Origin of the sequence: Ramlibacter sp. WS9 (assembly GCF_003797765.1) — a bacterium.
GTDB lineage: Bacteria > Pseudomonadota > Gammaproteobacteria > Burkholderiales > Burkholderiaceae_C > Ramlibacter.
In genome coordinates, this window is record NZ_RKMB01000002.1 from 69,546 (window position 1) to 84,196 (window position 14,651).

The 14,651-nt window shown below is 68.5% G+C and carries 12 protein-coding genes; all 12 read left to right on the forward strand.

What is annotated here, in order from left to right:
* Window positions 1–88 precede the first annotated feature (88 nt).
* The 12 genes from EEB15_RS03225 to EEB15_RS03280 all read left to right on the forward strand — a co-directional run bounded on the left by EEB15_RS03225 (window position 89) and on the right by EEB15_RS03280 (window position 14,621).
* The gene (locus EEB15_RS03225; RefSeq protein ID WP_141508104.1) at window positions 89–3,106 is read left to right on the forward strand and encodes an L-glutamate gamma-semialdehyde dehydrogenase; all 3,018 of its coding nucleotides are present in this window, start codon (window positions 89–91) and stop codon (window positions 3,104–3,106) included.
* A gap of 59 nt (window positions 3,107–3,165) precedes the next feature.
* Window positions 3,166–3,678 carry an RDD family protein gene (locus EEB15_RS03230; protein WP_141508105.1) on the forward strand — a complete coding sequence of 171 codons (513 nt, stop codon included), beginning with the start codon at window positions 3,166–3,168 and terminating at the stop codon, window positions 3,676–3,678.
* Window positions 3,679–3,709: 31 nt separating this feature from the next.
* Window positions 3,710–4,423: an RDD family protein gene (locus tag EEB15_RS03235; RefSeq protein WP_141508106.1), complete on the forward strand. Its 714-nt coding sequence runs from the start codon at window positions 3,710–3,712 to the stop codon at window positions 4,421–4,423.
* A 10-nt stretch (window positions 4,424–4,433) separates the two neighbouring features.
* Window positions 4,434–5,453 carry a stage II sporulation protein M gene (locus tag EEB15_RS03240; protein WP_141508107.1) on the forward strand — a complete coding sequence of 340 codons (1,020 nt, stop codon included), beginning with the start codon at window positions 4,434–4,436 and terminating at the stop codon, window positions 5,451–5,453.
* Window positions 5,443–6,177, forward strand: a complete 735-nt coding sequence (locus EEB15_RS03245; RefSeq protein ID WP_141508108.1) for a hypothetical protein — start codon at window positions 5,443–5,445, stop codon at window positions 6,175–6,177. The genes EEB15_RS03240 and EEB15_RS03245 overlap by 11 nt, the downstream gene beginning before the upstream one ends.
* Window positions 6,161–6,922 (forward strand): DUF4129 domain-containing protein, encoded by a 762-nt coding sequence (locus EEB15_RS03250; protein WP_233259333.1) that lies wholly within the window; start codon window positions 6,161–6,163, stop codon window positions 6,920–6,922. The genes EEB15_RS03245 and EEB15_RS03250 overlap by 17 nt, the downstream gene beginning before the upstream one ends.
* A 58-nt stretch (window positions 6,923–6,980) precedes the next feature.
* Window positions 6,981–8,213 carry a DUF4350 domain-containing protein gene (locus EEB15_RS03255; protein ID WP_141508110.1) on the forward strand — a complete coding sequence of 411 codons (1,233 nt, stop codon included), beginning with the start codon at window positions 6,981–6,983 and terminating at the stop codon, window positions 8,211–8,213.
* 8 nt (window positions 8,214–8,221) lie between these two features.
* Window positions 8,222–9,217 carry a MoxR family ATPase gene (locus tag EEB15_RS03260; RefSeq protein WP_141508111.1) on the forward strand — a complete coding sequence of 332 codons (996 nt, stop codon included), beginning with the start codon at window positions 8,222–8,224 and terminating at the stop codon, window positions 9,215–9,217.
* A 21-nt stretch (window positions 9,218–9,238) separates the two neighbouring features.
* A complete protein-coding gene (locus tag EEB15_RS03265) occupies window positions 9,239–10,597 on the forward strand; it encodes a DUF58 domain-containing protein (RefSeq protein ID WP_141508587.1) in 1,359 nt (452 codons plus the stop codon).
* Window positions 10,598–10,645: 48 nt separating this feature from the next.
* Window positions 10,646–11,179 (forward strand): DUF805 domain-containing protein, encoded by a 534-nt coding sequence (locus EEB15_RS03270; RefSeq protein ID WP_141508112.1) that lies wholly within the window; start codon window positions 10,646–10,648, stop codon window positions 11,177–11,179.
* A 139-nt stretch (window positions 11,180–11,318) separates the two neighbouring features.
* Window positions 11,319–12,476 carry an ABC transporter substrate-binding protein gene (locus EEB15_RS03275; protein WP_141508113.1) on the forward strand — a complete coding sequence of 386 codons (1,158 nt, stop codon included), beginning with the start codon at window positions 11,319–11,321 and terminating at the stop codon, window positions 12,474–12,476.
* Between the two features lie 36 nt (window positions 12,477–12,512).
* Window positions 12,513–14,621: a DUF3857 and transglutaminase domain-containing protein gene (locus tag EEB15_RS03280; RefSeq protein ID WP_141508114.1), complete on the forward strand. Its 2,109-nt coding sequence runs from the start codon at window positions 12,513–12,515 to the stop codon at window positions 14,619–14,621.
* The last annotated feature ends 30 nt before the right edge of the window (window positions 14,622–14,651 follow it).

A 14,651-nucleotide genomic window follows, 5' to 3' on the forward strand; every position in this document is an offset into this window, starting at 1 on the left:
GTTTCTCTAATTTATCTAAGTTAATTGGCGAAAAACTCACCAAATATTGGAAGAACATAGCGGAATTGTCCACACGAGATGACCCGCCATGCAACGCTTGCCCTTCCCCTACCGGCCCGAATCCGACGTCGTCGGCCACCGTCTTCAATCACTGAGCGGAAATGGCCCCCACGCTTCGCTGCCCCCCGAGGGGGCCGTCGCCGCCTTGGGGCGGCCCAGCGGCGGCGGCCTCGATTGGGCCGCCGCCGCCAGCGTCGCCCAGCCCTGGGTGCAGGCGGTGCGCAAACACCCTCCGCCGTTCTGGGCGATGGAAAGCCTGCTGAAGGAATACCCCATCTCCAGCGCCGAGGGCTTGGCCTTGATGCGGCTCGCCGAAGCACTTTTGCGCGTGCCCGACGCCGAAACGGCGATCGCACTCACGGCCGATCAATTGGGTCGCGCCGATTTCGAAGGTTCGGCCGACAGCGCGCTGGCACGGTTGTCGAGTGCGGCGCTTTCGATGTCCAAGAGGTTCCTGCCCGATGCCGAGCGCGAGAGCGGCCTGTTCGGCAAGCTCGGCGCCAAGACCGTCGTCGCGGCGACGCTGCGCGCGGTGCAACTGCTGGGGCGCCAGTTCGTACTGGGCCAGGACATTGCCGAGGCGATGCGGGAGGCGGATGGCGCACGCAAGCACACCGCGAACCTGCGTTTCTCGTATGACATGCTGGGCGAAGGCGCGCGCACCGAACGCGATGCGCTGCGCTACCTGGAAAGCTATCGCAACGCCATCGAGAAGATTGCCAAGCGCGCCCGCGCCGAGGGCCCGGTCGAAGCCAACGACGGCATTTCGATCAAGCTGAGCGCGCTGCACCCGCGCTACGAAGACGCGCAGCGCGAGCGCGTGCTGGCGGAGCTGGTGCCGCGCGTGTGGAGCCTCTGCGAACTGGCTGCCCGCGCCAACATCAACCTCACCATCGACGCCGAGGAAGTGGACCGCCTGGAGCTCTCGCTCGAAGTGTTCGAGGCCCTCGCGGCGCAGGTCGCGACTCACCATCGCCAGTGGCAGGGTTTTGGCCTGGCGCTGCAGTCGTACCAGACTCGCGCGCTGGAGCTGATCGAGCATGTCGCCGGCGTCGCACGCCGCTACGGCCTGCGCTTCATGTGCCGCCTGGTCAAGGGCGCGTACTGGGACGCGGAGATCAAGCGCGCGCAGGAGATGGGCCTGCCGCACTACCCGGTGTTCACGCACAAGCACCACACCGACATCTCGTACCTGGCCTGCGCGCGCGCGTTGCTGGAAGCGCAGGACGTGATCTACCCGCAGTTCGCCACGCACAACGCCGGCACCATTGCGGCGATCCTGCAGATGGCCGCACGCACTTCCTCCAAGTTCGAGCTGCAAAGACTGCACGGCATGGGCGAAGGAATCTATCGCGAGGTGCTGAAGAACCCGCTGATCGCCTGCCGCGTCTATGCGCCGGTGGGCCAGCATCGCGACCTGCTCGCCTACCTGGTGCGGCGTCTTCTGGAGAACGGCGCCAACTCCTCCTTCGTGCACCAGCTGGCCGACGAGTCGGTGGGCATGGACCAGTTGCTGGTGTCGCCGCTGCGGCTGCAGGCCGTATCGTCCCTGCCGCTGCCGCCTGACCTGTTCGGCACCGCGCGCAAGAACAGCATGGGTCTGGACCTCACGGTGGAAAGCATGCGCGCGCCTTTGCTCGCGGCCTACCAGACGGTGCAAGTCACGGCCATTCCGATGTTCGATCCGCAACGTGTGGCCGCCGCGGTGAAGCGCTCTTCTGCCGCGTACCCCGCGTGGCGCGCGACGCCGGTAGCCGTTCGCGCCGCGATCTTGCGCCGCGCCGCCGACGCAATGGAAGCCCAGATGCCCAACCTCTGCGCGCTGCTGGTCAAGGAAGCGTTCAAGACCTGGGGCGATTGCGTGGCCGAAGTGCGCGAGGCGGTGGACTTCTTGCGCTACTACGCCAACGAGGCTGAGCGCATCATGCAGCCGGTCACTTTGCCGGGACCGACAGGCGAAAGCAACGAGTTGCGCCTCACGGCGCGCGGCCCGTGGGTGTGCATCAGCCCCTGGAACTTCCCGCTCGCGATTTTTGCGGGCCAGGTCGCGGCCGCGCTGGCCACCGGCAACACGGTGTTGGCCAAGCCGGCGGAACAGACACCGGCGATCGCGATGGAAGCCGTCAAGCTGCTGCATGCCGCGGGCGTGCCCCACGATGCGCTGCAACTGCTGCACGGCCCTGGCGAGACCGTGGGCGCGGCGCTGGTGGTCGAGCCCGGCATCGCGGGCGTGGTGTTCACCGGCTCGACGCAAGTGGCGAAGATCATCAACCGCGGACTGGCGGCCAAGGACGGCCCCATCGTGCCGCTGATCGCCGAGACCGGCGGCATCAACGCGATGGTGGTCGACTCCACGGCGTTGCCGGAGCAGGTCGCCGACGCCGTGGTGCAAAGCGCTTTCCGCTCCGCGGGGCAACGCTGTTCCGCGCTGCGCCTCTTGTGCGTGCACGAAGGCATCGCCGACGGTGTGATCGAGATGATCCAGGGCGCGGCGCGCGAGCAGGTGACGGGGGATCCGGCGCTGCTTTCCACGGATGTAGGGCCGGTGATTGATCAGGAGGCTTATGAAGGAATCCACAAGCACATCGAGTGTCTGCGCACGACGGCCAAAGACCTCTGTCATGCCCGCGATGACACCCCGACTGACATTCGACACCTCATCCCGCCCCAAGCCTTCGAAGTCAAATCCATCGCCGACGTGAAGCAGGAGATCTTCGGCCCGGTACTGCACATCGTCCGCTGGCGCGGCGACCCGCAGGCCGTGATCGACCAGATCAACGCGCTCGGTTACGGCCTCACGCTCGGCATCCAGACCCGCATCGACAGCCGCGCGCTGGCGATGGCTGCGCGTGCGCACGTCGGCAACTGCTACGTCAACCGCAACATGATCGGCGCCGTGGTCGGCGTCCAGCCGTTCGGCGGCGAGGGCCTGTCGGGAACCGGCCCCAAGGCCGGCGGGCCGCACTATCTCTACCGCTTCTGCGCCGAACAGACGCTCACCATCAACACCACGGCGGCGGGAGGCAACGTGCAACTGCTTGCATAAAGCCGGGCGTGAGCTGGCCCTAGAATCTGCGTACGAAAGAACTCGCAGGAGGGGGCCCCATGAGCAGCGATATGCAGGACGACCGCTTTGCGCCGCCGCGCGCCCACGTGGAAGACGTGGAGACGGCGGCCGAAGGCATGCAACTGGCCACGCGCGGCACCCGCTTGGGCGCGGCGATCATTGACGTGGTCATTGCCATGGCCGCCATGTGGGTCGTGTCCGTGGTCACGCCGTGGAACCCGTTCAACACCGAGGGCTTCACCTGGTCTAAGGCCCAGTTCCTCAGCCCCGCGCTCGGTTTCCTTCTGTTCCTGGCCGTCAACGGCTGGCTGCTGGCCACGCGCGGGCAGACTGTCGGCAAGTCCCTCCTCAAGATCCGCATCGCCCGGCCCGACGGCAGCCCGGCCTCGCTGGGCCGGCTCATCGGGCTGCGCTACGGCGTCGGCAGCGCGATCAACATCATCCCTGCCGCCGGCCAGGTGTGGGGCATCGTCGACGCCCTGCTGATCTTCCGCAAGTCCCACCGCTGCCTGCACGATTCCATCGCCGACACCATCGTGCTGAAGGCATGACCGCCTGACCTCCGCTGCCCCTATCGCCCCCGTGCCCCTGGACACGCTCTACACGGCCGAGACGCCCGAAGGCATCGCGCTGTCGCTGCGGCCGGCCGGCGTGGTGGCGCGGGCATTGGCGTACGCCGTCGACTTCGGCATCCGGCTCGGCATCTTCTTCGTCATCGCGATGATCGCCGGCGCGCTCGGCGGCATGGGCTCGGCGGTGCTGCTCATCTCGTACTTCGCCCTGGAATGGTTCTACCCCGTGGCATTCGAGCTGGCGCTGGGCGGCGCGACGCCGGGCAAACGGATGGTGGGCATCCAGGTGGTGATGGATTCGGGCCTGCCGCTGACGCCCGGCGCTTCCGTCATCCGCAACCTGCTGCGCGCGGCCGACTTTCTGCCCTTTCTCTATGCGGCCGGCGCGGCCTGCATGCTGCTGCGGGCGGATTTCAAGCGGCTGGGCGACATCGCCGCCGGGACGCTGGTGGTGTACGCCGAGAGCGTGCGGCTGCATGGCGAGGTGCCCGCTGCCGACCCGCTCGCGCCCGCGCGCCCACTTGCGCTGCGAGAGCAGGTCGCGATCCTCGCGTGGGCCGGCCGCGCCACGCGCCTCACGCCCGAGCGGCTGGAAGAACTCGCGCACATGGCTTCGCCCGTGATCCCGAACAACGGCACGCGTGCCGCGAACAGCAGCGCCACGTCCCGCCTGCTGGGGCTGGCGCAATGGGTGCTGGGCCGGCGCCACGGACAGCGCAAATGAGGCGCCGCCAATGAGCCCGCTGAAATTCGAAGCCGACCACGCAACAGCGTGGGCCGAACTGGAAGCACTGCTGGACCATGCGGAAGGCCAGACCAAAAAGCGCGCCAAGACCGCCCTGGACGGTGCGCGGCTCGCCGCCCTGTACCGCGCGGTGTGCGAACAGCTCGCGCTGGCTCAAGCGCGCGCCTACCCGGTGCACCTGACGCAGCGCCTGGAATCGCTCACGCACCGCGCGCATCAATTGATCTACCGCCGCCGCGCCTGGGGCATGGAACGGCTGCGCAGCCTGGCGCTGGTGGACTTTCCCGAAGCGGTGCGCGCGCACCGGCACTACCTGTGGGCGGCGGCACTGCTGTTCATCGTGCCCGCACTCGTCACCGGCTGGGCCATCTGGCGCGACCCAGGCTTCATCCTGCACCTGGTGAGCGCGGACGACGTGCAGCAGTTCGATTCGATGTACGGCGACAACGATCGTGCACTGGGCCGCGAGCGCGGAGCCGACACCGACTGGGAGATGTTCGGCTTCTACATCATGCACAACATCGGCCTGGGCTTCCAGTGCTTCGCCGCCGGTGTGTTCGCGGGCATCGGCAGCGCCTTTTTCCTGGTGTTCAACGGCCTGTTCCTGGGCGCGATGACGGGCTACATGATCGCCGGTGGCTACTCGGAGAACTTTCTTTCCTTCGTCGTCACGCATGGCGCGTTCGAGCTCACCGCCATCGTGCTGGCCGGCGCCGGCGGGCTGCGGCTGGGGCACTCGTGGCTGTCGCCGGGCCGACTCACACGAACGGAATCCATCAAGCTCGCGGCGCGCGAGGCCGTGGTCGTCATCTACGGTGTGATCGGCCTGTTGCTGATCGCCGCGGCGGTGGAGGCTTTCTGGTCGTCCGCGCGCTGGATCGCGCCGCAGGTGAAGTACGGCGTCGGCGCGGTGTGCTGGACTTTCGTGCTGTCCTACCTGGCCTGGCAAGGCCGGCCCCGCGCGGCCGCGCCGCCTGCGGCACGCAACGAAAGCCCCGATGCGCGTTGATGCCCTGGCCGTCAAGCTGCGCCCGCGCCCCATGGCCGAAGCGGCGGATCTGGGTGTGCTGCTGGTGCGCACCCACGCGCGTTCCATCTGGCTGACATGGGGGCCGGTGTTCGCAGCGACGCTGCTGCTTGCCCTGGCCACCATCGAGATCGCATCGTGGCTACCCGCGCTGCTGATCTTCTGGCTCAAGCCCTGGCTCGACCGCAGCCTGCTGTTCGTGCTGTCGCGCGCCGTGTTCGGCCAGGAGACGCGCTTCATCGACTTGTGGAACAACCGCGGCACCGTGTGGTGGGCGCAGCTGCTGGGCACGCTGACGTTGCGCCGCCTGTCGCCCTGGCGTTCGTTCACGCAGCCGATCTACCAGCTCGAAGGCCAGCGCGGCAAGGAAAGGCGCAAGCGCCGCAACCAGCTGCTGCGCGCCAAGCGCGGTGCCGCCGGCGCAATGCACCTGGTCTTCGCGCACACCGAAGTCGCGCTGGGGATAGGAGCGATGGCCGTCATGGTGTGGTTCGCGCCGGAAGGGACGCACCGTCACATGCTGCAGTGGCTTTTCGATTCGCAGGCGCAAGGCAATAGCCTGTTGCTCGCGGCCATCTACGGCGCCGTGGTGCTCGCGCTCGAGCCCTTCTATGTGGCCGCGGGTTTCGCGATGTACCTCAACCGGCGGGTCGAGCTGGAAGCGTGGGACATCGAACAGGAGTTTCGCCTTGCGTTCGGCAGTTAGGCGTCTGGGCGCCCTGCTTCTCTGCGCCTCGCTGGCCGGTGCGGGATATGTGGCCGGCGCGGCCCATGCGCAAGACGCCGCGCCCGCGCCGTCGCGCCAGGAGGTGCAGGCCGCAACCGTGCGGGTGGCGCAGGACCCGGACCTCGCCGTCAAGGTGAAGGAAAAGACGCTGCGGTTCAAGCCCAGCGACGAGCCCAAGAAGCCCGAGGCCTCACCCGGCTTGAAGTGGCTGGCGGACCTGATGCAGTGGATCTCGGAAACCGGGCGGCTCCTGGTGTGGGCCGGTGGCGCCGTGGTGGTGGCGCTGCTGCTGGTCGGCCTGCGCCGCTGGGTGCAGGCCCGTGCCGAGGCGCGCCTGCCGGCGCTGGGCGCGTTGCCAAGCCACGTGCAAAGCCTGGACATCCGCCCCGAGAGCCTGCCGGACGACGTGGGCGCCGCGGCGGCTGTGCTATGGCAACGCGGCGAGCATCGCGCCGCGCTGTCGCTGCTGTATCGGGGCGCATTGTCGCGGCTGGTGCATGACCACGCGGTGCCGATCCGCGCGGCCACCACCGAAGGCGAATGCCTTGCCTTGGCACAGCGCACATTGGACGCGGGACGCGGCGATTTCTTCGCGCGGCTGGTGCGCGCGTGGCAACTCGCCGTCTATGGCGCCCGCCTTCCTCAGGATGCCGACGCGCTGGCGCTGTGCCGCGAATTCGATGTTCACCTGCGCGCCGCACCGCGCATCGAGGCCGCGCGATGAGCCGCTGGGCCGCTCCCGAGGCTCATGGCACCGCAGCACGTAGTGCGGAGGTTTTCTGATGAGCCGCGACAACCTGATCCGCCTGTTGGTGGCCGTGCTGGTGGCTGCGGGCGTTGCGTGGCTGGCCACCGCGACTGAATGGGCCGAAGTCGATGTGACTCGCCCGCCGCGCGGCGAGGCTGCAAAGAATCGGCTGTACGCGGTGCAGTCGCTGCTGCGCACACTGGGCGTGACGGTGGTCAAGCGCCAGAACCTGGAAGCGATGCCGCCGCCACAGGCCCGGCTGGTGCTGCAGTCGCGCCACTGGGACCTCTTCCCCGAACGCGGCAAGCGCATGCGGCAGTGGGTCGAACAGCAAGGTGGGCATCTCATCATTCCGGGGTCGCTGGTAGACCATAGCGAGCTCGCCGACTGGCTGCCGGTGCAAGTGATCGAGGAAGACACAAAGAAGCGCGAGGAGGAGCCGGACGCCCGGCCCGCGCGCAAGCCAGCGCCTGACAGAGACTGCCGCCCGCTGGCCGAGCCCGAGGACGTGGCGCCGGTGTACCCCGAAAGCCGCAGCTACAGGATCTGCGTGCCGAAATACTGGGAGCGCTACAAGCTCGCGCCAGGCCGCGCGGCGCAGTGGTCGCTGGCCGGCCCAGCCGGCATGGAGATGATGCGCGTCGCCGCCGGCCGTGGCAGCGTCACGGTGATCGCGCCCTGGTCGGTGCTGGACAACACCAACGTGCTGCGCGCGGACAACTCACTCGCCGCGGTAGCGGCGCTGCAAGCCGGCCCCGGCGCGCAGGTGTGGTTCGTGGCCGAGGAAGCACGCGAGCCGTTCTTCTCCTGGTTGTGGCAGGAAGCCTGGCCCGCCGTCGTGCTGGCGCTGCTGGCGCTCGCCCTCTTCCTGTGGCGCGGTGCGGTGCGCTTCGGTCCTACGGCCGCCATCGCCCCGAGCCATCGCCGCTCGATGACAGAGCAGGTCGGCGGCACGGCGCATTTCCTGCAGCGCCACGGCGCGGCGGCGCTGCATGCCGCGCAGGTTCGCGCACTGCACGAAACAGCGGGCCGGCATGTCCGCCATTACGCGCAGCTCGACGCTTTCAAACGCGCGCAGGCACTCGCCGACGCCACGGGCGTGGAGCGGCAGGCCATCGCGCGCGCGCTGCGGCCGGGCGCGCGCAAGGCGGCCGATTTGCCCGCGCACCTCGACATCCTGGAGACGGTGCGGCGGCGCCTCGGCGCGGCAGCAGCCTCGACGTCCAAGCCTTCTTCAGAGCATCCCTCTTCCGATCTTTCTTCCTAGGCAACGCCATGCAACTCATCAAACCCGAAGACCTCGCCCGCGCCGCCGAACTGCTGCAGCACCTTCGCACCGAAGTCGGCAAGGCCGTGGTCGGCCAGCAGGAAGCGGTGGAGCAAACACTGGTCGCCCTCGTGGCCTGCGGGCACGTGCTGATCGAAGGCGTGCCCGGCCTGGGCAAGACACTGCTGGCCCGCGCGTTGGCCAAAGCGATGGCGCTCAGTTACGCGCGCGTGCAGTTCACGCCCGACCTGATGCCGTCGGACATCACCGGCCATTCGGTGCTGGACGCCGCCACGCCCGGGGAAGGCGGCATCGGCAACCTGCGCATGCACAAGGGGCCGGTGTTCACCAACCTGCTGCTGGCCGACGAGATCAACCGCGCGCCGGCCAAGACGCAGAGCGCCTTGCTGGAAGTGATGCAGGAATACCAGGTGACGCTGGAAGGCCAGCCGATGGCGCTGCCGCAGCCTTTCATGGTGATGGCCACGCAGAACCCGATCGACACCGAAGGCACTTACCCGCTGCCGGAAGCGCAGCTGGACCGCTTCCTGCTCAAGATCAACATCGGCTACCCCACACAGGTGGAAGAGACGGCGATCCTGCGGCTGACGACCGAGCGCCAGGCCGGCAACCAGTTCCCGCTCGACGCGGTGAACGTCTGCCTGGAGGAGCGCCAGGTGCTCGGCCTGCAACGCATGGCCGCGTTCATCCTGGCCGACGACAAGGTGCTGGACTACGCGGTTCGCATCACGCGCGCCACCCGCGCGTGGCCGGGCCTGTCGTCGGGCGCGGGGCCACGGGGTGCGATCGCGTTGATCCGCGCCGCGCGCGCCACGGCGCTGCTCCAGGCACGCGACTTCATCACACCCGACGACGTGAAGCGGCATGCGCTGCCGGCCCTGCGCCATCGCGTGCTGCTCGCGCCGGACGCGCAGCTGGAGGGCCGCTCGGTCGACGAGCTGCTGCGCAACGCGCTGGAAAGTGTCGAGGCGCCGCGGCTGTAAGCGAGGCACGCCTTCTTCGTGATGCGTTCGTTCACGCTCCCCAGCCGCAAGGCGGTGCAGGCCGCCTTGCTGTTCACCGTGGTGACGGCCGTGGCTTTGGTCGCGGGCTGGCCGCTGGCCGACGTCAGCGCGGCTGCCGGCGTGGTGCTGGCGCTGAGCCTGTTCTGGCTGCTGCTGGACCTGTGGCACGGCAGCCGCGCCTGGAAACGCGCGCCCCTGCGCACGGAGCGCAAGCTGCCCAACGCGTTCGCGCTCGGCGTGCCGACGGTGCTCACTCTGGGCGTCGTCAACGAGGGCGACACACCTTGGTCCGTCGAAGTGTTCGACGAGGTCGACCCGCGCTTCGCCTTCGAGGGCCTGCCGCAGTCGGTGACGGTACCGGCCGGCGGCCGCGCCGACATCCGCTACACCGTCACGGCATTGCGGCGCGGCGTCGCGCGCTTTGGCGTGACGCAGCTGCGCTGCCGCAGCCGCGGCGGCAGCCTGGATGTGTTGCGCTCGGTGGGCGAATCCAAAACCATCCGCGTGTACCCCAACTTCGCCGCCGTGGCCGGCTACGCCTGGCTGGCGGGTGACCGGCGCCTGGCGCAGATCGGCATCAAGACCTATGCGCAGCGCGGCATGGGCACGGATTTTCGGCAACTGTCGGAATACCGGCGCGGCGACTCGATCCGCCACATCGACTGGAAGGCGAGCCAGCGCCACGGCAAGCCCATCGTGCGCGAGTTCCAGGACGACCGCGACCAGCGCGTGTTCTTCATGCTCGATTGCGGCCGGCGGATGCGCGCCGACGAGGGCACGCGCGAAGCCGGTGGCAGCCACTTCGACCAGGCGCTCAACGCCCTGATGCTGCTGGGCTACGTGGCGCTGAAAGAAGGCGACGAGGTCGGCGCCATGACCTTCGGCAACCCGCCGGGCGAGCAGCGCGATTTCGCGCCGCGCAAGGGCATCGCCACGCTCAACGCGCTGATGAACCGGCTGCACGACATCGAGCCGGGCGCCACACACTCCGACTACCTGGTGGCCGCGCAGGATCTGCTTCGGATGCACCCCAAGCGCGCGCTGGTGATCATGCTCACCAACTTCCGCGACGAGGACGCCGCGGAGTTGAAGCCCGCACTGCGCCTGCTGCGCCAGAAACACCTGGTGCTGGTGGCCAGCCTGCGCGAGCGCGTGCTGGGCGAGATTGCGGCGCAGCCACTGCGCGAGGCGCGGCACGCCGTCGAGGTGGCGGGCGCGCACCTGTTCCAGCAGTCGCGGCGCGACGCGTTCGCCGGCGTGGTCGGCAACGATCCGCTGTCGATCGACGTGGAACCCGCGCAGCTGGCCGTGGCCCTGGTCAACCGCTACCACGCGGTCAAGAAGTCGGGCCTGCTTTGAACTTCGGCGCGGCCACCCTAGAATCTTTTTAAAACAAGGAGGATGGAAATGTCTGCAGTGAATCCCTATCTGCCCCCCAACGCGGCGGTTGCCGATGTCAGCGGCGGCGAGACCGGCGTCCAGCCGGTGAAGTTCTTTTCTTCGCAAGGCCGCATCGGGCGACTGCGGTACCTGGCGTACCTCACGTTCGGCTACTTCGCGCTGATCGCCGCGTCGATGGCGGTCGGCGCGCTCGCGGGTTTCCTGGGCGGAAGCAATATGGCCGCGGTGCTGGGCGGCCTGATGGCCGTCCCCTTCATGGTGTACTGGGCGCTGGTGTCGATCCAGCGCAGCCACGACATGGGCTGGAACGGCTGGACCTGGCTCTTGGTCCTCATCCCCATCGTCGGGCTGATCTGGATCTTCAAGGGCGGCACGCCCGGCCGCAACGACTACGGCCTGCCCCCGCCGCCGAACACCACCGCCGTGCGGATCGGCGCCTTCCTCTTCCCCACCATCATGGTCATCGGCATCCTGGCCGCGATCGCTCTGCCAGCTTACCAGTCGTACGTGATGCGCGCGAAGGCCGCGCAGGTGAAGTAGAACCCGGGGCTTTGTCGGCGGCGGGACAATTTCGGGGAAAGTCCCGCCCGGGTACACCCGCAGATTGTCGCTGCGAGGACAACGGCCGCACCCTTGAAAAACTAGTCTGGCGCTCCCGCATCACTGCAAGGAGCAGCCCATGACTTTCGCCCGTCCACCTTTCCGGATGACGCGCCGCCGCGCGCTGGCGTCGCTGGCCGCAGCGCCCCTTGCGCTGCACGGTGTCGCAAGAGCGCAGGACAGCCAGGCCGTACGCATCTGCCAGTCGATCGCGCTGTCGGGGCCGCTGGGCGATCTGGGCCAGGCCATGCACCAGGGCGCGCAGGCGTGCTTTGCCGCCGTCAATGCGCAAGGCGGCGTCCACGGCCGCAAGATCGCGCTGTTGGTGCAGGACGATGGCTACGACGTCAAGCGCGCACTGGCCAATGCCGAGGCTTTCCTCGCCGACCGCTCCACCTTCGCCCTTTTCAACTGCATGGGCACCCCGATGATCGACGCCATGCTGCCGCAGGTGATCGAAAGCGGCTTGCCGTTCTTCGCCCCCTTCAGCGGCGCACTGCTGGCGCGGCCGAAGAACGGGCGCAACGTATTCAACATCCGCGCGAGCTATCCCGACGAGGCCGAGCAGCTGGTGCAGCACCTGGCCACCGTCGGCATCAAGCGCATCGGCATCGCGTACCAGAACAACTCTTTCGGCAAGGAGGTGTACGAGGGCGCGCGCATCGCGATGGACAAGCACCAGCTGAAGGGCGGCGCCGCCGTGACGGTGGAGAACAACGGCGCGGACGCGGCCACGGCCGCCGCGAAGCTGGTCGAGGCCAACCCCGAGGCGGTGCTGGTCGGGCTGGCCGGCAAGCCGACGCTGGACTTCGTCAAGGCGATCCGCGCCCAGCGGCGGGGCCTGCCGCTGTACGCGCTGTCGGTGATGGGCTCGGCCGCCACGTTGCGCGCGCTGGGCGACGACGCCATCGGCATCGCCGTCTCGCAGGTTGTCCCCTCGCCCGCCAAGAGCGTCATGCCGGTGGTGCGCCAGTTCCAGCAGGCCTGGAAGGCCACGGGCACCGCGCTCGAACCTTCGCACCTGGCGCTGGAGGGGTACATCAACGCCCGTGTGTTCGTCGAGGCTTTGACCCGCGCCGGCCGCAACCCTTCGCGCGAACGTTTCATCGAATCGACCTGGGCCATCAAACGGCACGACCTCGGGGGCTTCGAAGTGAACTTCAGCGAGCCGGGAAAGAACGCCTCGCGCTACGTGGAGTTGACGATGGTGGGCAGGGACGGGAAGTTCATCCGCTAGCGTGGGATACCATGGCTCCAGGAAGAGGGGCGCCGGATGATTCGAGGCTTTGACAGGTTACTGCAACGCGCGCGCCAGGCCGCGCGCCTGCTGGCTCTGGGCAGTGCCGTGCTGCTGCCGCTCGGTGCCTGGTGCGCCCCCGACTACCTGCGCGGGCCGGCGCCGCGTTGGGTGGCACCACAGGCACTCGATGTCGAAGCGCAGGCGCCGCTGGGGCAGACCACCAACGGGATGCACTACCTCCTGGTCGACCAGCAGGTGCAGCTCGATCCTCAGGGCAGGACCAATTTCAAGCGCCTGGCCATCCGCGCGCTGAACCAGCGCGGCGTGGAAATCGTCGGCCGCATCGGCATCGACTTCGACCCGTCGTACGAAACCTTGACGCTGCATTCGCTCAGCGTGCACCGCGACGGGCGCGTGCAGGACCGCATGGCTTCGACGCAGGCGCGCGTGCTGCAGCGCGAGACCGAACTCGAGAACCAGATCTATGACGGCAGCCGCACGGTGGACCTGACGCTGGACGACGTGCGCCCAGGCGACGTCGTCGAATACGCCTTCAGCATCCGCGGCGGCAACCCGGTGTTCGGCGGACGCTCGTTCGGGCGGATGGACATGCAATGGCGCGCGCCGGTCCACCGGCTGCACCGGCGGCTGCTGGTGCCGGAGGGCCAGGCCATGCAGTTCCGTTCGCACCTGACGGCGCTTCAGGCGCGCACGCGGAACGCCGGCGGGTGGGTCGAGCATGTCTGGGAGGCGGCCGGCGTGCCGCCGATGGCGCGGCAGGACGACGTGCCCGGCTGGTACGACCCATATCCGGCCATCCAGTGGAGCGCCTTCGCCGACTGGGCCGCCGTGGCGCGGTGGGCCGAACCCTTGTACGCGGTGCATCCGAACGCCGCCGCCGCACTGCGGCCGGAGATCGACCGCATCGCGGGCAGCGCGGCGACGCCGGAGCAGCGACTGCTGGCGGTGCTCGATTTCGTCCAGTCGCAGATCCGCTACCTGGGCATCGAGATGGGACCGGGCTCGCACGCGCCACGGCCGCCCGACAAGGTTCTGGAGCGCCGCTATGGCGATTGCAAGGACAAGGTACTGCTGGCCGTGACGATGCTGCGCGCGCTCGGCGTCACCGCCCATCCTGCGCTAGTGCACACCCGCTTGCGGGGAACCATCGACAACCGGCTGCCCTCGCCCGGCGCGTTCAACCACGTGATCTTCAAGGCCAAGGTGGACGGACGCGAGCTGTGGTTCGACCCGACTCGCTTTCCGCAGAAGGGCCGGCTGGACAGCATCCCGCAGGCCGACTTCGGCCGGGCCCTGCTGCTCGATGGCGATGCCACGGCACTCAGCGCCATGCCCGCCACCACGGGCGGCCTGCGCCAGCGCCATGTCGCCTTCCACATCGATGCGTCGGCCGGATTCGACACGACCGCGACCGTGACGGTCACCTCCACATTCGATGGCCTCGCCGCCGAGCGGATGCGCGACACGCTGCGCAACACCAACCTCGACGACCTGCAGCGCAACTACCTCAACTACTACCTGCGCTCGTACAGCAAGCTTTCGCAGGCCAAGCCCCTGGACTTCGCCGACGACGACGCAGCCAACCGGCTGGTGACCACCGAGCACTACCAGGCCGCTTCGCTGCTGGGCAAGGAAAGCGGCACCGGCAAGCCCGTCGTGTATTTCGACGTACCGGACATGAAGGCCATGCTGGGCCGGCCCGACGACACGCTGCGCAGCGCTCCCCTGGGCATCGCCCACCCGGAGGACGTGTCGGTCGACCTGACGGCGCGGCTGCCGAGAAAATGGACCATCGAGACCTCGTCCAGCGAAGTCAAGGACGCGGCGTTCCACTACAGCGAAGCCAGCAGCTACGACGGCAAGACCCTCAAGCTGAGCTACCGCTACCGCAGCCTGGCCGACCATGTTCCGCCGGCCGGCCTGGCCGGCTATGTCGCCAACCTGGAAAAGGCGCGCCGCACCGTCGGCTACACCTTGTGGCCGCACGCGGCCCCCGCCAACCCATGGACCGAGAGGCCGCCGCTGGCCTGGTCGCTGGGCATGCTGCTCGTGGTCCTGCTGGTAACGGCCGTGGCTTTGTGGTGGCAAAAGCGCGCCCGGAAGGCCGCGCCTGCCGCATAGAGAATCGCCCATCGCGCAAATACCCCAATG

Bases quoted from the DNA above. Each gene is read 5' to 3' on its own strand.
- EEB15_RS03225 (WP_141508104.1), top strand. From the start codon at position 89: ATGCAACGCTTGCCCTTCCCCTACCGGCCCGAATCCGACGTCGTCGGC.
- EEB15_RS03230 (WP_141508105.1), top strand. From the start codon at position 3,166: ATGAGCAGCGATATGCAGGACGACCGCTTTGCGCCGCCGCGCGCCCAC.
- EEB15_RS03240 (WP_141508107.1), top strand. From the start codon at position 4,434: ATGAGCCCGCTGAAATTCGAAGCCGACCACGCAACAGCGTGGGCCGAA.
- EEB15_RS03245 (WP_141508108.1), top strand. From the start codon at position 5,443: ATGCGCGTTGATGCCCTGGCCGTCAAGCTGCGCCCGCGCCCCATGGCC.
- EEB15_RS03255 (WP_141508110.1), top strand. From the start codon at position 6,981: ATGAGCCGCGACAACCTGATCCGCCTGTTGGTGGCCGTGCTGGTGGCT.
- EEB15_RS03260 (WP_141508111.1), top strand. From the start codon at position 8,222: ATGCAACTCATCAAACCCGAAGACCTCGCCCGCGCCGCCGAACTGCTG.
- EEB15_RS03265 (WP_141508587.1), top strand. From the start codon at position 9,239: ATGCGTTCGTTCACGCTCCCCAGCCGCAAGGCGGTGCAGGCCGCCTTG.
- EEB15_RS03270 (WP_141508112.1), top strand. From the start codon at position 10,646: ATGTCTGCAGTGAATCCCTATCTGCCCCCCAACGCGGCGGTTGCCGAT.
- EEB15_RS03275 (WP_141508113.1), top strand. From the start codon at position 11,319: ATGACTTTCGCCCGTCCACCTTTCCGGATGACGCGCCGCCGCGCGCTG.
- EEB15_RS03280 (WP_141508114.1), top strand. From the start codon at position 12,513: ATGATTCGAGGCTTTGACAGGTTACTGCAACGCGCGCGCCAGGCCGCG.